We start from the raw sequence: 22,963 nt of genomic DNA, 5'->3' as shown, positions 1-22,963 counted from the left end.
AGTTAATCGAATTTGCTTTCAACAAGTTCCATAAAACGCGTTTCATAAACCTCTTTACCTTCCCAATTATTATAATCAGGTTTTACAATGTTTAAAACTAAGTTCTGAACCTCCTCCACTGAATTCAAGGTGTTTATTTGCGAAATCACACGGTTGTAATCATCGCCTTCACCATTAAATAAATGTTTAATAAAAGCTATTTTATCATTAAGCCCAATTACCAAGCCTTTTTTAAGTTTATCGTTAAGGGATTTCTTTAAATTAGCATCCGTTTTTTTAACGGGATCAAAGATAGGTTGGTTATCAAAACCAGCTGTTATATCATCCAAATCAATTTTATGAACTTGGGTTTTTGGGGTTGCCTTTTCAAAAAGTGAATCCACCATTTGCGCTTCATGAGGCATTTGGGCTACCATATCTTTTATTTTTTCAATGGCAGGTTCCATAATTTCTTCGTGTTCAGACTCATCAAGATTTATGTAGGTCTTATCTTCAAATTCAATATTGTCGCTCACTTTATTATTAAAAGCTACATCTAACATATCAAAAAATGACGAATCGTTACCAATAGTAGGAATATCATCCTCAAAATTTTCTTTGGCAAATTTTAATACCGTTAATTTTTCATATAAAGCAGCCACTTCTAGATGCATTTTATTTAAATCATCTTTACCTTTTAATTTTAAGATTCTATGTGCAATACTCATTAATTCAGCTTCTAACTTCTTCTTCATAACTTTTTAACTTTAAAACCTATTTATGCTTTTGATTTTTAATAAATTTACGCCACCTTTATACAAAACGAACAATCCGTTTATTTTAGTGTTAAAATTACAAAATGTTTCTCGAAAATACAGTAAATCATAAAGAACAATTTGGCTGGATCGAAGTTATTTGCGGTTCTATGTTTTCCGGTAAAACGGAAGAATTAATTCGTAGACTCAAGCGTGCACAATTTGCCAAACAGAAGGTTGAAATTTTTAAACCTACGGTAGATATACGCTATGATGAAGAAATGGTGGTTTCTCATGATGCCAACAAAATCCGCTCCACAGCAGTTCCTGCGGCCGCTAATATCCCTATGTTGGCAGACGACTGTGATGTGGTTGGTATTGACGAGGCCCAATTTTTTGATGATGAAATTGTTCGGGTTTGTAATGATTTAGCCAACAAAGGTATTCGCGTTATTGTTGCTGGTTTAGATATGGATTTTAAAGGTAACCCATTTGGTCCTATGCCAAATTTAATGGCAACGGCCGAGTATGTAACCAAGGTGCATGCCATCTGCACCAAAACAGGAAATTTAGCACAATATAGCTATCGAAAAGCGAAAAGTGATGACCTCGTTTTATTAGGTGAAGTGGATGAGTACGAACCTTTAAGTCGTGCTGCTTATTACAAATCTATGCAACGTGATAAAATACGTAGCATGAAAGTTGAAGGTGAAGAAGAAATTGAAAACAATACCAAAGACTCCAATGGAAAAAGTGCATGAAACTGTTCTTGAAATTGATTTAAATGCCTTAACGAAAAATTTTCAGTACTTAAAGTCTAGAACAAATTCACAAACCAAAATATTAGCCGTTGTTAAAGCGTATGCCTATGGCAGTGATGCTTCAGAAATTGCTAAACACCTAGAAACTTTACATATTGATTATTTGGCGGTAGCCTACACAAATGAAGGTGTCGCCTTGCGTGATGCTGGAATTCGAACACCGATTTTAGTGCTTCACCCACAATCGGCAAATTTCAAAACGCTTATAGAACGTTGTTTAGAGCCTAGTTTATACAGCCCTTTTGTTTTAAATGAATTTATAAAAGTTGCAGAAGCCGAAAAACAAAGCAACTTTCCCGTTCATATTAAATTTAATACCGGTTTAAATCGGTTAGGTTTTGAGGAAACCGATGTTCCTAAAATAGTATCCACATTAACCAAGACACATAGTATTCAGGTAAAATCTATTTTTTCACATTTAGCAGCTAGCGAAGATTTTAATGAAAAAGCCTTCACTAAAAAACAAATTGAATTATTTACACAGATTTCAGATTCTTTCATACATGCTATTGGCTACAAACCCATGTTACATATTTGCAATACGTCTGGAATTTTAAATTATCCTGAAGCTCATTATGATATGGTACGTTCAGGAATTGGATTATATGGTTTTGGTAATTCGGAATTAGAAGATAAAAATTTCACACCTATTGCATCCTTAAAGTCAATTGTTTCGCAAATACATAGCATAGAAAAAGGAGATAGTGTTGGTTATAATCGTGCATTTATTGCCACAAAAAAAACAAAAACAGCTACCATTCCTATTGGCCATGCAGATGGTATTGGTAGGCAATACGGAAACGGTAAGGGGTTCGTTACCATCAATAACAAACAAGCTTATATTTTGGGAAATGTGTGTATGGATATGATTATGGTGGACATTACGGATATTGACTGTCAGGAAGGAGATGAAGTTATTATCTTCGGAAAAACACCCACAGCAAACGCATTCGCTAATACAGCAAAAAGTATTTCTTATGAGATTATAACCGCTGTTTCACAACGTGTAAAACGGATTTTTTTAAAATAATTTCTTGTCAATTCGTTTACATTCAAACTTTTATTTAAATTTAAAACATAAATCACTAACTAAAATAATTTATTATGCTTAAAGAATTCAAAAAATTTATCATGACAGGGAACGTCATAGACCTTGCTGTTGCCGTTATACTGGCTGGCGCAGTTAGTTTAGTTGTTAAAGGGTTTGTAACCTATATCATGATGCCAATAATTGGTCATTTCTCGGGTGGAATTGATTTTTCTGATATGAAAATCATTCTAGACGATGCTGTTTTGGCAGCAGATGGAACAATAGCAACACCAGAAAATGCTATTATGTATGGCGAATGGATTAATACTATTATCAATTTAATTATAGTTGGTTTTGTATTATTTATGATTGTGAAAGCGTATAATAAAACTAAAAAACCTGTTGAGGCAGCTCCAGAAGCTCCTAAAGGACCATCGGATAACGAATTATTAATGGAAATACGTGATCTTTTAAAAAAATAAGACGTAGTAACCGCTACATTGCATATTCTAACCCTAAACCACTTCGTAATAGAAGTGGTTTTTTTATGTTATATTTTAAACAATTACCTTAATAATTATTTAGTTTTGTAATTAAAATAATAAAGATGAAAGTAGCTGTAGTTGGTGCCACAGGCATGGTAGGAGAAGTGATGTTGAAAGTTTTAGAAGAGCGTCAATTTCCGGTTACCGAATTAATACCTGTAGCCTCAGAGAAATCTGTTGGTAAAAAAGTTGATTTCAAGGATAAAACATATACCGTTGTTAATCTTGAAACAGCACTTTCACTAAAACCCGAAATAGCTTTATTTTCGGCCGGTGGTGAAACATCATTACAATGGGCTCCAAAATTTGCAGCTGCTGGAACCACGGTAATTGACAACTCGTCTGCTTGGCGTATGGACGTCAACACCAAATTAATTGTACCAGAAATTAATGCATCTACATTAACTAAAGCTGATAAAATTATTGCCAATCCTAATTGCTCTACCATTCAAATGGTGCTTGTTTTAGCGCCACTTCATAAAAAGTATAACATCAAACGTATTGTTGTTTCTACCTATCAATCAATCACAGGAACTGGATTAAAAGCTGTAAAACAATTAGAAAATGAAATGGCTGGTATTAATGGCGAAATGGCATATCCCTATCCAATTCACCAAAATGCCTTACCACATTGTGATGTGTTTGAAGCTAATGGATATACCAAGGAAGAAATGAAGTTGGTTCGTGAAACGCAAAAAATTCTAGATAATAAATCTATAGCAGTAACGGCAACAGCCGTAAGAATCCCAACAGCTGGAGGTCATAGTGAGGCGGTAAATATTGAATTTGAAACGGATTTCGTGTTAAGTGACGTTCGTAAACTTCTAAACGAAACGGAAGGCGTTATTTTACAAGACAATACAGATGTAAACACGTACCCAATGCCTATTTATGCTAACGGAAAAGATGACGTATTTGTTGGCAGAATCCGTAGAGACGAATCGCAGCCAAACACTATAAACATGTGGATTGTAGCCGATAATTTAAGAAAAGGCGCCGCAACAAACACTGTTCAAATTGCAGAATATTTACTAAAAAATGGTTTGGTTTAACGTTTACGCATTCTAAATATATAAATACCACGCTTTAATCAAGATATTGGCATTTTTTTTCTTAAATTCGTAGTCGTCTTTTAAGTCGATTATGGAAAAAAACTACCTCATTTTATTACTTTTTGGTCTCACATTGCTTGCTTGTAAATCAGAAGATGATGATTATATAGCCTTGCAAATTCAAACACAAGCGGATACTGCACAAGTATTTCAAAATAGCTTTGTTGAAATTGATGTGCTTGCCAATGATAGAAATATTCCGGAAACAGGTGTATTAACGGTTACAACTACAACCTATGCCACGATTTCCATTCTTGATAATAATACCCCGAACAATCCAAGTGATAATAAGATACGTTATACACCAACTGGCAATTACATAGGCACTGATAGTTTTGTATATACAATTTGTTCTTCAAATAATAATTGCGCAACAGGAACCGTAACGGTTACTATTTTACCAACTTCACCAGTTGTTTATAATCCAGATGACTTGCCATATCCCAACTTATCAGATTATAATTTTTTTGAAGGCGATTTAAAAAATTTAGAGCCTGTTTCAGGTGTTATTCCCTACGATTTAAATTCAGCATTATTTAGTGATTATGCACACAAAAAACGATTTGTATGGATGCCAAATGGCAGTAAAGCCAATTATGATATCGATTACACACCCTTTAATTTTCCCGTTGGTGCTTTTCTAATAAAGAATTTTTATTACGATAACGTGTTGCCAGCAGGTAATACCAGAATTATTGAAACACGCATCATGTATTTTACAGATAGCGGATGGGAATTTGCCGAATATGTTTGGAATGAAGAACAAACCGAGGCAAGCTTTACAACCACTGGTAGCTTTGTAAATTTAGACTGGAACGAAGCAGGTACAGTTAAAAACGTTAATTACCGTGTTCCATCAAGAGCCGAATGTTTTACGTGCCATAATAAGTTTGGAACACCTGTTCCAATAGGTCCAAAACCGCAGAATTTAAATAAAAACTATGTGTACCAAGATGGCACAAGCAATCAATTACAGAAATGGGTAGACCTCGGTTATTTAAACGCTGATTATCCTGGAAATATTGACACCATGGTGGCTTGGGATGACACATCAGAATCCCTAACCATGCGTGCACGCTCTTATTTAGATATTAATTGTGCCCATTGTCATTCAGAAGAAAGCTATTGCGAATACAGACCTATGCGTTTTGCATTTAATGAAAATGAATTGGCAAGCAATATGGGTATTTGCGTAGAACCCGACACCAATATTGGAGACGAATATCCATTAATTATGAATCCCGCCAATGCCGATGCTTCGGTAGCTGTTTTTAGAATGACTTCTGTAGAAGAACAATATCGTATGCCTTTATTAGGACGCACATTACAACATACGGAAGGTGTTGCTTTAATTACCGAATGGGTGAATTCTTTAACCGATAGATGTGAATAAACCTAAGACCTTAAAATAAAGAATAAAAAAACACTTATATTAGTGAAATATCAAGCTATAAATCAATTACTTAAGTCATGAAAACAAAATTACTTTTACTCGCACTTTTAACGCTTGCCGCTACACATGCCCAAACAAGTTCCAATACGTGTACTGAAGCAGATGCTGCAACGCCCATTACGCAACCAGGCATTTATAGTGTATCTTTAATAGACGGTAGCGAAGTTCCTAGCCCTAATTGTAATACTAGCTCAAATTCAGCGAGTCTAGGCGAGTGGTTTAAATATGTACCAGAATCGGATACGTATCTAACCGTTTCAACCGATTTAACGCAAAATGCTGGTCGTGATACACGTGTACATATTTTTAGTGGAACATGTGGCGCACTAATTTGCGAAGGTGGTGATGATGACAGCGGCAGTGTATATTTGTCCATTGCCACTTTAAATGTTTTAGCAGGCCAAACTTATTATATTGCATTTGATAACCGTTGGGACGCAAATGGTTTTGATTTTGAAATTGCAGAAAGCGATCCTCCAACACCTCCTGCAGTAACTTTTACAGTTAGTAGTCTTTCTACAACAGGAACCAATAGAGCCGTTGTCGATATGAATGGTGATCATTTAGATGATATTGTTTCGGTTTCCAATACCAATATTAATATTCAGGAACAATTACCATCTGGCGGATTTCAAAGCATGGATATTACCACATCATATGCAGACAACACGCCTGGTTGGAGTTTAGCTGCAGCTGATTATAATGCGGATGGCTTTACTGATCTTTTATATGGAGGTGGAAATGGTGTAACATTCATGAGGTCTAATGGTGATGGTACTTTTACCGAAGATTCTCATGACCCTTATGTGTTTTCGCAACGCTCCAATTTTGTGGACATTAATAACGATGGCCATTTAGATGCTTTTGTATGTCATGATGTAGCACCAAACGTTTACTTTATAAACGATGGGCAAGGTAACTTAACCTATTATCAAGGTGAAAATGTTCAAGGTGTACCAAGCGGATTGGGTCTTTATGAGTCCGGAGGAAATTATGGTTCCGTTTGGATTGATTATGATAATGATAGAAACCAAGATTTATTTATAGCCAAATGCGGTGGTGAAGAAGCTAGACGTATGGATCAATTACATAAAAATAATGGCGATGGTACATTTTCTGAAATTTCAGCAGCTTTAAATTTAGCCGATCCTATGCAAACATGGTCATCTGCCTGGGGTGATTTTGATAATGATGGTGATATGGATGTTTTTGTTGGTGCCAGTTCTGGACCACACAAAATGATGCGAAATGATTTGGTAACCGATAATCAAGGAAATACAACAATAATGTTTACAAATGTTACAACCGCTTCAGGTGTTCAACTGTTATCTGAAACAGGTATAGAGAATGTAACCTATGACTTTGATAATGATGGCAATTTAGATATAGCATCCAATGGAAATATCCTATTTGGAAATGGCGACTTAACATTTTCACTTCATGAAAATTTAATATCAGGAAGTAATGGTTCCTTTGGCGATTTAAATAATGATGGATTTATAGATTCTTTCAGTAATGGAAATATTTATATGAACAGTGGGAATGCTAATAATTGGATTAGTATCTGTACGGTTGGAACAGAAGGTTATAGTAATATAAACGGAATTGGAGCACGTGTAGAAATTCACACACCTTCAGGCATTCAAATTCGCGATGTTAGAAGCGGTGAAGGTTTTAGATTTATGAGCACATTAAATACACATTTTGGACTAGGAACAGAAACAACCATTGATAATTTAATCATATACTGGCCATCAGGTGTTGTAGATAATATTCCAAACCCAACAATTAACCAAAGACTTTGTGTTACAGAAGGCGAGGCGTTAACAGTTCAAGATTATGAGCTAGCAGCATTAACAATTTACCCGAACCCAGTAGAAAATACCCTTAATATTTCGGCACCTGTTTCTTTAGATGGTAAAATTGCAACCGTTTTTGACATAAATGGTAAAAAAGTACTAAACTCTAAATTACAAACAAACACTTTAGATGTTTCAAAATTACAAACGGGGTTTTACATTTTACGATTAGAATCTGAAGGTCGCGTTATAAACAGAAAATTTATTAAGCAATAACATAGATTCATCAACATAGTAAATTCGCTTCTATTCTTTTAGAAGCGAATTTTTTTTGCCGTATTTTTGCTAGATGCTAAACGTAAAAAACCTCAATTTTGCCTATAAAAAAACACCTGTTTTACAGGCTGTAAACTTGCGTATACAACCAGGTGAAAATACAGCTATAATTGGCGAAAGCGGTTCGGGAAAAAGCACACTATTAAAACTCCTTTATGGTGAGTATGATTTAGATTCCGGTCATATTTTTTGGAAAGACACAGAGATTCTCGGGCCTAAACACAATTTAGTGGTTGGCTATGATTTCATGAAATATGTAGCTCAAGAATTTGATTTGATGCCGTTTATAACCGTGGAAGAAAATATAGGAAAGCACTTATCTAATTTTTTTCCGAAAGAAAAGAAAGAACGCACAGCTGAACTTCTTGACGTAGTTGCACTCACCGAATTTTCAAAAACCAAAGTCACCCTTTTAAGTGGTGGTCAAAAACAGCGTGTAGCTCTAGCTCGCGCCTTAGCTCAAGAACCAGAAATTTTATTATTAGATGAACCCTTTAGTCATATTGATAATTTCCAAAAACAGGCATTAAGGCGTCGTGTTTTTAACTATCTGAAAAAGAAAAATATTGCCTGTTTGGTGGCCACTCACGACCAAGAAGATGTTTTAGGCTTTGCGGATCAGATTATTGTATTAAACAACCAAACTATTGCTGCTCAAGGAAAGCCACAAGATCTTTATAACAAACCTGAAAGTGCTTTAATTGCTGCTTTTTTCGGCGAATTTAATCGTATTAAAGGTCAGTTTATTTATGCACACCAACTGAAAGTGGTTGAAAAATCGGATATAAAAGTAGTCGTTAAAAAAGCGTATTTTAAAGGCTCTTATTTTTTGATAGAGGCGAAATTTGAAGAATCCTCTATTTTATTTGAACATCCTTTAGAATTGCAAAAAGGTGATATGGTTTATTTAGAAATTTTTAAATAATAGCTTCAATTTTAATCGTCTGATTATTAAATGCAATCTCGTTCAGTACGGTTTTCCCTAATAATAATTTTCCAATAGGCGTTTGTGGTGAAATGGCATAAAACAATTCACCAGCAATTGAAAACGCGCCGGCACTAATAGCAACAAAATAATTGGACTTGGACGTATACACCACACTTCCTAAACAGATGGTTTTGGAGGTATTTAAAACCTTCACTTTAGTAAGCGTGTTCTGTTGCTTTTGTATTTCAGAAAGCTGCACACCTGCTTTTTCACGCTCTAGTTGTAACATGGCACGCCCTGTTTCATGCTTATCGCCTGCACTACTTTTGGTTTCACTGGTTAAAGATTCTTGAATTTCAGCAATTTTTGTCTGAACGGCCTCCAACCGATGGTTTAAAGACAGTAAGCACAAATTGTATAATTCACTTTTTATGGCATTATTTTTTTTCATTGGTTTGGTTGTAATCTAATCTTCCAAAATATCCCATTTGCCTTACTATCCAAGACTTTCTTCCGACAATATAATTACTAGCTGGTTGGGCTCTATATTTTAACGGATTTGGTAAAATAGCAGCTATTGAAGCCGCTTCCATGGCCGATAGTTTTGCAGCTGATTTATTATGCCAATAGCGCGCTGCGGCTTCAGCACCATAAATACCTTTACCCATTTCTATACTATTTAAATACACTTCCATAATGCGTTCCTTGCTCCAAGTTAACTCTATTAAGAAGGTAAAATAGGTTTCCAAACCTTTGCGTAACCAACTCCTATTTGGCCATAAAAAAACATTTTTAGCCGTTTGTTGGCTTATGGTACTAGCACCTTTTATGCGCTTACCTTTTTTATTATTTTCAATAGCTTTTTCAATAGCTTTTATATCAAACCCATTGTGCTTTAAAAAATTCTGATCTTCACTACAAATTACGGCTAGTTGTAAATTTTTTGATATATCATCAATTGAAACCCAATCATGTTCCCAAGTCATTTTATTACCTTTTTGGTATTCTTCAACACCACGGATAACCATTAATGGGGTAATAGGCACGGGAACCCATTTAAATAATACAACCATAGCTACAGATAACACTATAAGCCATAGAATACATTTAAAAATAAATTTGAATAGTTTTTTTATCATATTACTTTAATAATTGGGCAAGTTCTTTTCCTATTATACTACCAATAGCGACACCCATTCCGCCTAACCGCACACCACAATATACATGATTGGATAGTTGCTTAACAATTGGTTTTTTCTGGTTTCCAACACCCATTATGCCACTCCAGCAATAATCAATTTCAAAAGGGATATTGGGTAAAATTGTTGTTTTCATTACCTGTTCCAAATGATTTTGAATAAGAGCGGTTTCGTTCATTACTGTCGTTTCTTCACCTTTAAAATCTAAATTTCTACCACCACCTAACAGGATTCTATTATTAATATTTCGGAAGTAATAATAACCTTTATCTAAATGAAAAGTTCCGGTAAAAGGTAAATTAGGTATTGCTTTTGTTATGAGTACTTGGGCTCTAGCCGGTTTTACATCTTCATTTATTAATTGGGATGCAAAGCCATTGGTTGCTATTAATAATTTATCGGTTATAAATTGAAAGTGGCTGGTTTTTACATCAACCTGGCCGTTTAATTCTGTGTACGCTTCAACGGTTACGTTATTGAGTATTTTGATACCTGCTGATTGCACTTTTATTAATAAAGCCTCCATCATTTCGCCTGTATCAATTTGTCCTTCAAATGGATTAAAAATGAGTTTCTTGCGAATTTTTTTAAATCCGAAAACATTGGTTTTAAGTGAAAATATGGATTCTTTTAAAACTGGAAACAGCAATTTATTAATCGATGCTCTTTCCGCTAAACAGGTATCATATAATGCTTGATTATCCTTGTTGAACAATTCATAGCCTCCCAATTGCTGATAATTTATAGCTTGATCTGAAAGATTTTGACGTAATAAATGCAATCCGTCAATCCGTTTTTGAACGAGTTTAATAACCTCATCTTCTGAATGGGTTTTTAAATCGTCTAGAATTTCGCTTAAACTTCCAAAGCAAGCAAAACCTGCATTTTTAGTGCTAGCACCTTGCGGTAATATGCCTCGCTCAAGAATTAAAATTTTGGCTTTTGGAAACTGTAGTTTTAGTTGTAATGCACAATTTAAACCAACAATACCACTACCAACAATAGTATAATTTACGTGACTTAACCAGGTTTTATGTTCCCAATACGATAGATTCATAGGGCTAATTTACTGATTTTTTACATGCTATAGTGCCATTAAAAATGGTGTTATACATAAAAATATAGATTTCAAAAAGTGCGATGCTAATTTTAAAGTTGGTCAAGGTATTCCTAATTATTATTAAGTAATGGACTCCTAATATTACGAAATTCATTAGCCTACTGTAAATCTTTACTTTTGTTTCAATACATGAAAAGAAAGCAAAAAAAACTCCGAAATTGCTTTCGGAGTTCTTATGAATGAAATTAAAATTATGATATTACTTGTTAGTTAACAATTAACTTTTTAGTAATTTTCTGGCTTCCTTGAGTCACATTTAATAAGTACATACCAGCTTGGGCATTACTTAACGAGATAGACTCGTTAAAATCACCTGTACTGTTATACGTTTTATTATAGACATTTCGACCTCTTATATCAAACACTTCTACACTAATGGATTCGTTTGTGGAAGGCTTAAATTTAATTGAGAAATCACCGTTATTTGGATTTGGGAATACCGCAAATGAAGCATCTAATCCAAATTCATCCACACTTAATTCTGGAACAAAAATACCAGACTCACAAATTGTCAGTGTTGCAGAATTCCATGTTACTCTCACGCCATCTACCTCAACATCCCCAATAAAGAAAACCCAATTACCTAAAGAATTAAGACCGTCAGCAAAACTTAAAGGTTGCGCTGGTAATACCACATCGTTATTAGCTGTATCTGCACAGTTAATAGGGTTTCCAGCATCATCAAACGTTAAAATAAGATCTGTAGAACCCGCACATGATCCCCAATACACTTGATTAAAACCTGATGCTTGAGATGGTGGTCTGATAGCTGCACGAATTTGACCACTATTTGGCGTCGTAGCATCTATGCTTATTTTAAGATCTGAAATAGTTTTAGAATCGCCAATATTTAAATTAAAGCCGCTAAATTGAGTTGAATTTTCATCTAATAATATGCCTGCGTTAAAGAAATACTCTTCACAGCTATCACCCGGCACATAAATATAGTCCCCTATCGCGAAATAATTATCATTTATATTAAAAAATGACCCATCTGCCGCTTCTACTAGAATTCTAGAATAGGCAGAAGTCACAGTAGGAACTACAACTTGGTAAGAACCATTATTAGGAACATTTGTCGCTAAAACTGTTGTAAAATCAGTGTCTGGTGTTAATGATGTTGATAATAAAATATTTACGTTAGCAGCATTGATGTCGTTTGCTGTTGTACCAGCCACATTCCAAGTTATGGTTTCAGTTTCACCTGGCGTCCATACAATTTGATCTGTTCCTTGTGATGTTACCACAAAAGGTCCTGCCATATTGCTCCACGTAACACGCATATCATCGAAAGCATTAGCTGCACCTCCTGGTCTATTATCTCTAACAGTTAATCTGAAATCTGCATTTCTTCCTACAGTAGGAATCTGTTCGTATAACGTACCATTAACACCAAAGTTTACTAAATCCTCCATTTTAGGAAATGTTCTTGTTGGGTTTGTAGTTGGTAAATACGATCTGAATTGCGGTTCATTACTATTGGTTGATGTTGGGTCTGGAAATTCAGTTACACCATTATTCTCGTCAAATTGCTCCCAGCAATAAGTAATTACATCATTGGCATCCGCATCCGATCCTATACCTGTTAATCTAAAAGGAGTTCCTTTAGGTAACGTAATATTAGCGCCAGCATTTGCCGTTGGGATATTATTTCCTGTATCTGTTTCAACATCACATGTTCTAGAACTCACATGTGTATTGACTTGCTGAATAGATATAGCATGAAAATAAGGATCTACAAAAGGTTGTACATCAGACGTACCTGTAATACCTGCGTAACTCATTATTGTACTACCACTACCTGGTTCCATTTGAGCTATTCCACCTTCAGATCGAAATGTGAATGTATGGTTTGCGCCAAATTGGTGTCCCATTTCGTGCGCAACATAATCTACATCAAAATTTACACCTATTGGGTTTGTACTTGTTGTATAACCACTTCCTTTTTGATTAGCAACACACACACAACCAATACAACCAGCATTACCATTATTACCAATACCACCCATTAAATGACCAATATCATAATTAGCATTACCTATAACTGAATTTAAAGTTGATTGTAAAACACCATTGTACCCCGAATCAGTAGTACTACTATATGGCGAAGTTGCCGTCGTTAAATAAACAACAGCATCATTATTTGGAATTAATACCATGTTCACATTAAACTCATTTTCAAAAATAGCATTGACAACGGTCATGGTATTCACGATAGCGGCATTAACTTGTGGCAAGGTTCCACCGTGAAAAATAGAATATTCTGCTGTTACAGACATTGCTAGATCAAAAGTATGTAAGGTACCATTAGCACCTGTACGGTTGGTATTTACAATTTCTCCGATTTCTTGATTTAAGGCTTCAGGTGTTGAACATTCAAAACTTTGAATTTCTGAATTTGAATTTTGTTTCTCACGAACAATAAATTGAGATACATTATTTTTTACAGGCTCTATAACTAGACCCTTTCCTTCTACACCAGATAAAACAATACCTGACATTCCTTTGTAAGGAGAAACACTAAAACGTAAATATGAACTAGGCGTGTCAATTCCATATCCAACATACGATCTTATTTCTGGATATTGCGCTTGTAGGCCTGGCGACATAACAGATGCTTCTTGAATTAAGTACTTTTCTAAATCCCCATCAAGGTTAGGTACTTCAATTACAAGATTATTAAGTTGTTCTCGCGAGTCTCCTCGCTGCTGTGCTTTACTCAAATCGCTCATTAAATGATTAATATCCATTGAATACGTGGTATTAATCATCATAGTGTTTTCTTGTCCTGTAGTCACTTTTTTAAAGTGTTGATCTTGGCTAAAAGCTGACAAACAAAACATAAGAATTACGAATGGTAAAACTTTGTGTAAATTTTTTTTCATGTTTTCTTGTATAAATAAATTATTTTGCCACTAAAGTAACTATTTTCCGCATTGAATTCAAGTTATATACAAATCTTTTAAGTAGAAAGGAAATAGTTGTTTTGAGAAAATAAAGACGTATAAATAATTCACCCCCTTTTAATGCAAGTTTAAGCGCATAAATCCTGAAATATTAATTGCACGGAGCGGTTATAAAACAGAGGGAGCTATGCGTTTAACACCAGACATAATTTAGTAAAACAGGAATAGATAACTACAGTATTAGTTTTACACAATACGTTTGAATTTAGAACTCAATCCAAACATATTTGAGTATAGTGGTAATTTTTACATTTAGACATTAAATAACCTAATACTAAACTTTAAAAATGTTTAAATAAGGTATAAATTACAAGCAATATAGAATTGGAAATCTATTCTAATACGGATGTTACGCGTACTATAATAAAATAATTTTTAATAAAAAAAGCTCCGAAAATATTTTCGGAGCTTTTTTTATTAATTATCACTTGGCTTTTCTATCACAAAATCTTCCATAAATTTAGTGGTGTAGTTTCCGGCTAAATAATCTGGATCCTCCATGAGTTGTCTATGGAAAGGAATGGTTGTTTTAATACCTTCAATAACAAATTCATCAAGAGCTCGTTTCATTTTATTAATAGCCTCTTCACGTGTTTGCGCTGTGGTAATTAATTTCGCAATCATAGAGTCATAATACGGCGGAATAACATAACCAGCATAAACATGCGTATCTAAACGGACACCATGTCCACCTGGTGCATGAAGTGTGGTTATTCTACCTGGTGAAGGTCTAAAGTCATTAAATGGATCTTCCGCATTAATTCGGCATTCTATTGAATGTAATTTTGGTGTATAATTTTTACCAGAAATTGGCACACCATATGCCACTAAAATTTGTTCACGAATTAAATCGAAATCAATTACTTGCTCTGTTATTGGGTGTTCTACTTGGATACGTGTATTCATTTCCATAAAATAGAAATTACGGTGTTTATCCACTAAAAACTCAACCGTTCCTGCACCTTCATACTTAATATATTCGGCAGCTTTTACGGCAGCATCGCCCATTTTATTACGAAGGGCTTTCGTCATAAATGGCGAAGGAACTTCTTCTGTTAATTTTTGATGACGACGTTGAATTGAACAGTCACGTTCTGATAAATGACATGCTTTTCCTGTAGAATCGCCCACAATTTGGATTTCAATATGTCTTGGCTCTTCAATGAGTTTTTCCATGTACATATCGTCGTTCCCAAACGCGGCTTTAGATTCCTGTCTAGCGGATTCCCAAGCGTCTTTTAGGTTTTCTTTTTTCCAAACAGCGCGCATACCTTTTCCGCCACCACCTGCAGATGCTTTAAGCATGACAGGATATCCAACTTCTTCGGCTAATTTTTCGCAGTGTTTGTAATCATTAATAATTCCTTCACTACCAGGAACACAAGGTACACCTGCTTCAATCATGGTTGCTTTCGCATTGGCTTTGTCACCCATACGATTAATCATGTCTGCAGAGGCTCCAATAAATTTGATGTCATGTTCTTCACAAATTTTTGAAAATTTGGCATTTTCAGATAAAAAGCCATATCCTGGATGAATAGCATCTGCATTGGTAATTTCGGCTGCAGCAATAATATTCGACATTTTTAAATAGGATTCACTACTTGGAGGAGGTCCTATACAAACCGCTTCATCTGCAAACTTTACGTGCAGACTTTCAGCATCTGCCGTTGAATACACAGCTACCGTTTTAATGCCCATTTCTTTACAGGTTCTAATAACACGTAAGGCTATTTCCCCTCTATTGGCAACTAATATTTTTTTAAACATAATTCTATTGAGTTTATAAGTTTATGGTTTTGTACGTTTATTGTTCAAGCTAAAAAACTGGAACTTTAAATTTTAAACTTTAAACTTTAGATTATGATGGATCGACTAAAAATAGTGGTTGATCAAATTCCACTGGAGAAGAATCATCAACTAATACTTTTACTATTTTACCTGAAACTTCAGATTCAATTTCATTGAATAATTTCATAGCTTCAATAATACAAAGTACATCACCTTCTTTTATAGTTTGGCCTACTTCAACAAAAACTGGTTTGTCTGGAGATGGTTTTCTATAAAGTGTTCCAATAATTGGCGACTTGATAGTGATATATTTAGAATCTTCCGTTGTTGCTTCTGGAGCAGCAGCAGCGGCCACTGGTGCTGGTGCTGGAGCTGCAGGGGCGTGTCCAACAGGTGCACCTACTGGAATTTGCTGAACATAAGTTGTTGTTTCAGCTTTTTCATCACTACCTGTTTTAATGGTAATTTTAACGTCATCAGTTTCTAATTTTACTTCACTAGCACCTGATTTTGCTACAAACTTAATTAAGTTTTGAATATCTTTTAAATCCATAATTATTTAGATTTTAGTTTTGATTTTAATTTTTTAGTTAGTTAAGAGTTATAAGCCCATTTTAAATAAATAGAGCCCCAGGTAAATCCACCTCCAAAGGCTGCAAAAATAATTTTATCGCCTTTTTTTAATTGAGATTCGTAATCGTTCAATAATAATGGTAAGGTAGCCGAAGTGGTATTACCATATTTTTGAATATTCATCATGACTTTGTTTTCGTCAAGATCTATTCTATTTGCTGTGGCATCAATAATACGTTTGTTGGCCTGATGTGCAGCCAACCATGAAACATCATCTTTGCTTAAATTATTGCGCTCAAGTATTTTAACAACCACGTCTGCCATATTAAAAACGGCGTTTTTAAATACGGTTTTGCCATCTTGAAATACAAAATGTTTGCCTTCTGCAACGGCTTCTGGTGTTGATGGATACGATGAGCCACCGTAAGTTGCTTGTAAAAACTCGCGTCCAGCACCATCACTTCTTAAGTATTCATCTTGTAAACCCAAATTTTCAGTATTGGGTTCAAATAAAACGGCACCTGCACCATCACCAAAAATAATACATGTGGCGCGATCTTTATAATCTATAAATGATGAATTTTTATCCGCACCTATTAATAGTATTTTTTTGTAGCGACCCGATTCAATATAACTAGAAGCGGTGGACATTCCGAATAAAAAACTAGAACATGCGGCTTCCAGATCGAATGAAAACGCATTAGTAGCGCCTATTTCGGTAGCTGTAAAAGCTGCTGTTGAAGCTGCTTTCATATCTGGTGTTGCGGTTGCAACAATTACTAAATCTATTTCTTTGGGATTGAGACCTGTTTTTTTGATTAGGTCTTTTGCTGCGTTAATAGCAAGAAACGAAGTGCCTTTGCCTTCTTCCTTTAATATTCTACGCTCTTTAATGCCTGTTCTGGAGGTGATCCATTCATCATTAGTATCGACCAACGTTTCAAGAATTTGGTTAGTCAACACATAGTCTGGCACATAGGCACCTACAGCTGTAATGGCTGCTGAGATTTTACTCATACGTATAAATTATTTCGCTAAAACCATTAAAACGAGACGTTTTTGATGAAATTTCGTCAAAACGCACCGATATTCGGTTTAATTTAGTGCAAATTAAGTCGTTTTTGGCTTCTATAAAAATTTATCATAAAAAAAACGCTCAGTAACGAGCGTTTTCTTGTATGCACGCATAGTAGTTATGCTGCGTTTTCTTCTGCTACCGAGTTGTCAATTAATACTTGACCTCTGTAATATAGTTTTCCTTCAAACCAATGAGCTCTGTGATATAAGTGCGCTTCACCAGTAGTTGGGCAAGTTGCAATTTGTGGAGCTACTGCTTTATAATGGGTTCTTCTTTTATCTCTTCTTGTTTTAGAGATTTTTCTTTTAGGATGTGCCATTGTTATTATTATTTATCCGTTAATAGTTTCTTTAATGTATTCCAACGCGGATCAATGTCCTCGTTATCTTCTTTTTCTTGTTTTTCTTTAGGGCTTAATTCTTCTAATTTTTCAAGTATATCAGACTGTAAGGTGCCATCTTCTACGCCTGGATGAATTAATTTTGAAGGCACTGTCAATATAATTATCTCATATATATATTGTTGTACATTCACTTCATATTCTCCGTGTGGTAAAACTAATAGATCAATTTCTTCATCATTGTAGTCTTCACCAAATTTAACCACCAAATCAAAATTATTACTAATTTCCTGATTATAAGGCTCATTTGTTAAATCGCAATTCACATTTACAGTTCCTGATATTTCAAAATGTAATTCTAATAAGGTTGTTTTCTTGTTTAACTCCAAGTCCACAACAATATCAGCATCATTAAAATCTTGATATTCAAAAAAATCAAAGAACGTCTTATCTATTTTGTACTCAAATTGATGTTTCCCTAATTTTAACCCTACAAATGGTATTGTAAACGTTTTCAATTCCCTCATTATCACATCTATTTTGAGCCTGCAAATATATAAAAATTATTTAGCTTATAACACTTATAAACATTTTTTTGTTTATATCTTTTTTTGCGGTGTAACTAATGGATTTTTAGCTAATTCAGCATTCTCCATTCTATTATGATATAATTTAAGGGCTAAAAAGACGGCTTCTTTAAATGAATTTTCATTCGCTTCCCCTTTTCCTGCAATTTCAAATGCCGTTCCATGGTCTGGTGAGGTTCTAATTTTGGATAAACCAGCTGTGTAATTTACACCATTACCGAATGATAGCGTTTTAAATGGAATTAAGCCTTGATCGTGATAGGATGCAATAATAGCATCAAAATTTTTGTAATTACTAGAACCAAAAAAGCTATCAGCTGCATAGGGTCCATAAACTAATTTTCCTTTTTCATTAAGCGCTTTTAGTGTTGGACGCATAACCTCATCATCCTCTTTACCAATAACACCATTATCCCCTGTATGTGGGTTGATGCCCAAGACTGCAATTTTTGGTCGTCTGATATTAAAATCGTTTTGTAAACTCTTATATACCGTATTTACTTTGCTTTCTATAAGTTCTGGTGTAATATGACTTGCTATATCTTTTATTGGAACATGATCCGTTAATAAACCAATGCGCAAATCATTAGAAATCATAAACATTAAACTCTCACCACCTAATTCTTGAGCTAGATAATCAGTATGACCTGGAAAATTAAATTGTTCTGACTGAATGGTATGTTTATTTATAGGTGCTGTAACCAAAACATCAATAGCGTTTTCTTTTAAAGCTTTGGTTGCTGTAAAAAGTGATTTTATAGCAAACTCACCAATTATTGGATCTTCTTTACCAAAATTAATATCGGTACGATCATTCCAGGCATTAAACACATTAATTTTACCTGTTATAACTTGATCTAAATTAGTAATCCCATTAAAGTTAATATCTATATCGAAATGGTTTTTTAAAAATGTAATGGTTTTCGCAGAAGCAAAAATTACAGGTGTAAAAAATTCAAGCATTCTTACATCTGCCAAAGTCTTTAAAACAATCTCTCCTCCAATACCATTTAAATCTCCAATAGAAATCCCTACGATAACATTTTCTGCTTTCCTCATTAATTAACTAACTTTTGTTTGTAATTTTGTTTTGCAAATTTAACTAAATAATCCATACTTATGTTCACTGGCATCATAGAAGATATTGGCACCATCCAACAAATAGAAAAAGAAGACCAAAATCTGCATATTACGGTTAGCTCTAATATAACTTCTGAATTAAAAATAGATCAGAGTGTGGCGCACAACGGTATCTGTTTAACAGTTGTTAAAATTGATGGTAAAAACTATACAGTAACAGCTATTAATGAAACCATAAAAAAAACAAACATTTCAGACTTACAAGTTGGGGATTCGGTTAATTTAGAGCGTGCAATGAAATTAGGAGCGCGTTTAGATGGCCATATGGTTCAAGGACATGTAGATCAAACAGCAATTTGTACAGCAGTTGAAGAAGCGGCTGGAAGTTGGATTTTTACGTTTGAATATGATGAAACACTAAATAATATTACAATTGAAAAAGGCTCAATTACAATTAATGGGGTGAGTTTAACCGTAGTAAATTCGACAAAAAATAGTTTTAGTGTGGCTATTATTCCTTACACCTATGAATTTACAAACTTTAACACTTTTAAAGTTGGAACGGTAGTAAATTTAGAATTTGACGTAATTGGAAAGTATGTTTCAAAGCTTTTTGAATTGAACAAATAACGAAACTATTTAGCTTTAAAAAGTCTGTATACGCCATAGAATAAACCTGAAATTAACCCCATAACAATACCGCCATCAATAGGTAAACCCGGTGGCACTGGTGGTTGCGGCGGTGGTGGCACCGTTTGTGAAAAACAAACAAAACTTATTAATAAAAATAAGATTGAGGCAACTATTTTTGTGTTTTGTGACTTCATTCAGCGGTAAATGTATAAAAAAAACTGGCTTAACAAAATTTATAGATTAAAAAAACATCTATTAAGTGCAAAAAACTTCGATAAAATGTATTCTTGTGGAGTCAATCTCTAAATTACCCTACAAAAATCAAATATATGTTTTTTTAAAAATAAATTCAATAATTTATCGACAACAACCTTTAAATAATTGTTATCACGTTAGTTATTAAAACATGAACGTCATTATAAACGAATGAATATACTATTTTATTTGAAAAGAATTAGCGCTTTAATGAAAAATGAGAATTAAATTGTTTGATTTGCCCAAATTCCTCGTAAGTTAACACAAACCAATAATCGTTTGATGGTACGATATCCCAATAGTAAGATTTATAATATCTCTAAAACGGATATCCAATAGCAAAATTTAATATAGGAGAACCAACATCAAAATTAAAACGTTCTCCTTTCGGTAATGCTGGATCATGAAAAGGTGCAGCCAAATCAAAACGAATTACAAAACTTTGTATATCCACACGAAGGCCTATTCCTGCTCCCATTCCAAGCTCACTAATAAATCCACTTCCAAATTTATCTTTCCCATTATAAATAGGGTTTTCTTTAGAGTTCCAGATGTTTCCAGCATCGGCAAAAACGGCTCCTTTTAAAAATGATACAATAGGAAAGCGGTATTCTACATTGGCTTCGAGTCTTATATTTCCTGTTTTATCGAAAACAATATCGCCATCAGTTGTATCTGAATTTGGGTTATAGGTTCCTGGACCTAAAGATCTAATATTAAAGGCACGAACACTATATGGACCACCAGAATAATACTGTTTTACAAAAGGAATAACATCTGAATTTCCATAAGCAAAACCATAACCTCCAAAAAGTCTAGCTGCAATTACCCGTTCTTTTCCTAAATTAAAATGATAATGAAAATCAACATCTGCTTTAGCATATTGTGCATATTCAAAGCCTAGAAATGTTTTTGGGCTTTCCGTTCCTTGATCTTTACTAAATAAACTAATAGTATTTCCAGCAATATCAAAGGTGAAATTAAAATAAAATTGATGTTTTAATTGGGCATTTATCATTTCGTTATAAGTAAATGCATAAGTTAATCCAGCTATAAACTGCTGTTCAAAACTGCGTCTTAAAAAAGGATCATTTTCTAGTATATCTTCAAATTCTGGCGTGGTGTTTAAAAGTTCTGTATAACTTAATGATATTGGATTAATTTCATGAGTTACATACCTATTGGCATCCCATGAATAACCAAATAAAGCTGTTCCTGATAGTAAGGTATATAAATCGCTTCTATCTAAATAATCAATACTTAAAGAGGTTTTTGTTTTAGGAATGGAATATTCGAAAAAATCCTCATTTATCTTAATAGGGAAAAGGACTCGGGGAAAAATAAGCTCGTTGTGCAACCCTAACTCTAAACTACTATTACCAGAATCTTGACCACCTCCTAATTGTTTTTCGTACCCTATTTTAGGTGTAATATTATAGGTTTCACCACCTCCAAATAAATTTCTATTACTTAAAGTTAGTGTTAAGGCAGGACCAGCAAAACTATTAGATTTAGTTACAACCTGAAGCTCTGCACGAAGTGCACGCTTATTTAATGGCGATAAGTAAATATTAGCCTCTAAAAGTCCTAAATTATCATCGGCCAAAGTATCCAATTCTTTATATTGAATATTTACGTATTTATAGGCACCAATAGTGGAAAGCCTTCTGGCGGTGTTACGAGAATCGTCAGGATTATAATACTCCCCTTCATCTAACACTATAAAAGGATCTAAATATTTAGGTTTAAAGAACCTTTCCTTTTGTATAAAATTTTTCTCATTAAAGCGTGTTGGTGTTATGGAAGCCGAATCTGAAACTTCATAATTAGGATACACATTAACTTTTGAAATTTTATATGGAATCAAACTTTTTTTAGGCACTTCGTTTTTTAATTTTAAGAATAAGTCGAAGTTTTTATTAGAATATTGATTTGTGTCTGCTTCAAAAATTAAAAAATTATCATTAAAATTAAAATAGCCTTTGCTTTTAAGAGCCTTATCAATACGCTGACGTTCTAATTTCATGTTATTCAAATCGAAACGCATACCATTTTTAAACTGCGATTCCGACACCAATTTCTCCATAGTTTCATGAATGCTAACAGGCATGGAATCCATTGTGTAGCTAGCCATTCTATATGGTTTTGGAACAGTAACCGTATAATTTAATGAGGCTTTATTTTCAGTTTCTTCAAAAGCTGAAGCTGCACGACTATAGAAAAACCCTCTGTTTTCTAATCGGTTTAATAGTAAGTCTTCAATTTCATAGGTTTCCACATCCGATTGATAAACGGGTTCTTCACCAAACTGTTTGTAGAGCCAACGATTAATAAATCCAGGTTTTTCTTTCTGATTTTTATAATAGTAATACAAGCCAAGATGCATACCTAAAAAGGTGGAATTTGGTTCCGGACGTAAAACCGATTCTAATTCAGATTTCAAACCTGATTCGTTTACAATAGTACTATCAGACTCAATGGTAAGCGTAGCGCCTGTGTACAAACGTTCATCTTCTGGAATCTGCTTAGTTATGCTACAAGAGTAAAAACTCCCTATCCAAATAAGCATACAAATGTGTTTAA

The 22,963-nt window shown here is 34.1% G+C and carries 21 protein-coding genes; 8 read left to right on the top strand and 13 right to left on the bottom strand.

Annotated elements, in window-relative coordinates; all coding sequences use genetic code 11:
* Window positions 1-2: 2 nt before the first annotated feature.
* Window positions 3-734 carry a hypothetical protein gene (locus GMA17_RS13465; protein ID WP_248397035.1) on the bottom strand — a complete coding sequence of 244 codons (732 nt, stop codon included), beginning with the start codon at window positions 732-734 and terminating at the stop codon, window positions 3-5.
* A 104-nt stretch (window positions 735-838) separates the two neighbouring features.
* Here GMA17_RS13465 and GMA17_RS13460 point away from each other — a divergent pair, with 104 nt between their 5' ends.
* The 7 genes from GMA17_RS13460 (at window position 839) to GMA17_RS13430 (ending at window position 8,755) form a co-directional block, all read left to right on the top strand.
* A complete protein-coding gene (locus tag GMA17_RS13460; RefSeq protein ID WP_248397033.1) occupies window positions 839-1,495 on the top strand; it encodes a thymidine kinase in 657 nt (218 codons plus the stop codon).
* Window positions 1,479-2,585: an alanine racemase gene (gene alr, locus GMA17_RS13455; RefSeq protein ID WP_248400679.1), complete on the top strand. Its 1,107-nt coding sequence runs from the start codon at window positions 1,479-1,481 to the stop codon at window positions 2,583-2,585. The genes GMA17_RS13460 and alr overlap by 17 nt, the downstream gene beginning before the upstream one ends.
* Before the next feature lie 74 nt (window positions 2,586-2,659).
* The gene (mscL, locus tag GMA17_RS13450) at window positions 2,660-3,067 is read left to right on the top strand and encodes a large conductance mechanosensitive channel protein MscL (RefSeq protein WP_248397031.1); all 408 of its coding nucleotides are present in this window, start codon (window positions 2,660-2,662) and stop codon (window positions 3,065-3,067) included.
* A 125-nt stretch (window positions 3,068-3,192) separates the two neighbouring features.
* The gene (locus GMA17_RS13445; RefSeq protein WP_248397028.1) at window positions 3,193-4,182 is read left to right on the top strand and encodes an aspartate-semialdehyde dehydrogenase; all 990 of its coding nucleotides are present in this window, start codon (window positions 3,193-3,195) and stop codon (window positions 4,180-4,182) included.
* Window positions 4,183-4,273: 91 nt separating this feature from the next.
* Complete coding sequence (locus tag GMA17_RS13440; protein WP_248397026.1) at window positions 4,274-5,635, top strand: Ig-like domain-containing protein; 1,362 nt, start codon at window positions 4,274-4,276, stop codon at window positions 5,633-5,635.
* A 77-nt stretch (window positions 5,636-5,712) separates the two neighbouring features.
* Window positions 5,713-7,770, top strand: coding sequence for an FG-GAP-like repeat-containing protein (locus GMA17_RS13435; RefSeq protein WP_248397024.1), 2,058 nt, complete (start codon window positions 5,713-5,715; stop codon window positions 7,768-7,770).
* A gap of 73 nt (window positions 7,771-7,843) precedes the next feature.
* Window positions 7,844-8,755 (top strand): ABC transporter ATP-binding protein, encoded by a 912-nt coding sequence (locus GMA17_RS13430; RefSeq protein ID WP_248397022.1) that lies wholly within the window; start codon window positions 7,844-7,846, stop codon window positions 8,753-8,755.
* Here GMA17_RS13430 and GMA17_RS13425 read toward each other — a convergent pair.
* The 10 genes from GMA17_RS13425 to pdxA form a co-directional block, all read right to left on the bottom strand.
* Window positions 8,748-9,209: a 3-oxoacyl-ACP synthase gene (locus GMA17_RS13425; protein ID WP_248397019.1), complete on the bottom strand. Its 462-nt coding sequence runs from the start codon at window positions 9,207-9,209 to the stop codon at window positions 8,748-8,750. The genes GMA17_RS13430 and GMA17_RS13425 overlap by 8 nt on opposite strands.
* Window positions 9,196-9,897 (bottom strand): monofunctional biosynthetic peptidoglycan transglycosylase, encoded by a 702-nt coding sequence (gene mtgA, locus GMA17_RS13420; protein ID WP_248397017.1) that lies wholly within the window; start codon window positions 9,895-9,897, stop codon window positions 9,196-9,198. The genes GMA17_RS13425 and mtgA overlap by 14 nt, the downstream gene beginning before the upstream one ends.
* 1 nt (window position 9,898) lies before the next feature.
* Entirely contained in the window at window positions 9,899-11,014 is a 1,116-nt protein-coding gene (locus tag GMA17_RS13415) for an FAD-binding oxidoreductase (RefSeq protein WP_248397015.1), read from the bottom strand.
* A gap of 269 nt (window positions 11,015-11,283) precedes the next feature.
* Window positions 11,284-13,962 (bottom strand): zinc-dependent metalloprotease, encoded by a 2,679-nt coding sequence (locus GMA17_RS13410; protein ID WP_248397013.1) that lies wholly within the window; start codon window positions 13,960-13,962, stop codon window positions 11,284-11,286.
* A 498-nt stretch (window positions 13,963-14,460) separates the two neighbouring features.
* Window positions 14,461-15,813: an acetyl-CoA carboxylase biotin carboxylase subunit gene (gene accC / locus GMA17_RS13405; protein WP_248397012.1), complete on the bottom strand. Its 1,353-nt coding sequence runs from the start codon at window positions 15,811-15,813 to the stop codon at window positions 14,461-14,463.
* A 91-nt stretch (window positions 15,814-15,904) separates the two neighbouring features.
* Entirely contained in the window at window positions 15,905-16,387 is a 483-nt protein-coding gene (gene accB, locus GMA17_RS13400) for an acetyl-CoA carboxylase biotin carboxyl carrier protein (protein ID WP_248397010.1), read from the bottom strand.
* A 41-nt stretch (window positions 16,388-16,428) separates the two neighbouring features.
* Window positions 16,429-17,424: a beta-ketoacyl-ACP synthase III gene (locus GMA17_RS13395; protein WP_248397008.1), complete on the bottom strand. Its 996-nt coding sequence runs from the start codon at window positions 17,422-17,424 to the stop codon at window positions 16,429-16,431.
* A gap of 176 nt (window positions 17,425-17,600) precedes the next feature.
* Window positions 17,601-17,804, bottom strand: coding sequence for a 50S ribosomal protein L32 (gene rpmF, locus GMA17_RS13390; RefSeq protein ID WP_248397006.1), 204 nt, complete (start codon window positions 17,802-17,804; stop codon window positions 17,601-17,603).
* Window positions 17,805-17,812: 8 nt separating this feature from the next.
* The gene (locus tag GMA17_RS13385; RefSeq protein ID WP_248397004.1) at window positions 17,813-18,352 is read right to left on the bottom strand and encodes a DUF177 domain-containing protein; all 540 of its coding nucleotides are present in this window, start codon (window positions 18,350-18,352) and stop codon (window positions 17,813-17,815) included.
* A 72-nt stretch (window positions 18,353-18,424) separates the two neighbouring features.
* A complete protein-coding gene (pdxA, locus tag GMA17_RS13380) occupies window positions 18,425-19,471 on the bottom strand; it encodes a 4-hydroxythreonine-4-phosphate dehydrogenase PdxA (protein WP_248397002.1) in 1,047 nt (348 codons plus the stop codon).
* A gap of 60 nt (window positions 19,472-19,531) precedes the next feature.
* Between pdxA and GMA17_RS13375 the strand changes: the two genes are divergently transcribed.
* Window positions 19,532-20,122, top strand: a complete 591-nt coding sequence (locus GMA17_RS13375; protein ID WP_248397000.1) for a riboflavin synthase — start codon at window positions 19,532-19,534, stop codon at window positions 20,120-20,122.
* A gap of 5 nt (window positions 20,123-20,127) precedes the next feature.
* Here the strand turns inward: GMA17_RS13375 and GMA17_RS13370 are convergent, their stop codons facing one another.
* On the bottom strand, window positions 20,128-20,319 hold the full coding sequence (locus tag GMA17_RS13370; RefSeq protein ID WP_248396998.1) for a PID-CTERM protein-sorting domain-containing protein: 192 nt from the start codon (window positions 20,317-20,319) through the stop codon (window positions 20,128-20,130).
* A gap of 380 nt (window positions 20,320-20,699) precedes the next feature.
* A complete protein-coding gene (locus tag GMA17_RS13365; RefSeq protein ID WP_248396996.1) occupies window positions 20,700-22,949 on the bottom strand; it encodes a BamA/TamA family outer membrane protein in 2,250 nt (749 codons plus the stop codon).
* Window positions 22,950-22,963: the final 14 nt, after the last annotated feature.

The sequence above is a fragment of the Bizionia sp. M204 genome (assembly GCF_023205095.1).
Classification (GTDB): domain Bacteria; phylum Bacteroidota; class Bacteroidia; order Flavobacteriales; family Flavobacteriaceae; genus Algorimicrobium; species Algorimicrobium hallyeonense.
The sequence above is the reverse complement of the archived record's forward strand: the minus strand, read 5'-3'. Positions and strand labels throughout refer to the sequence as shown.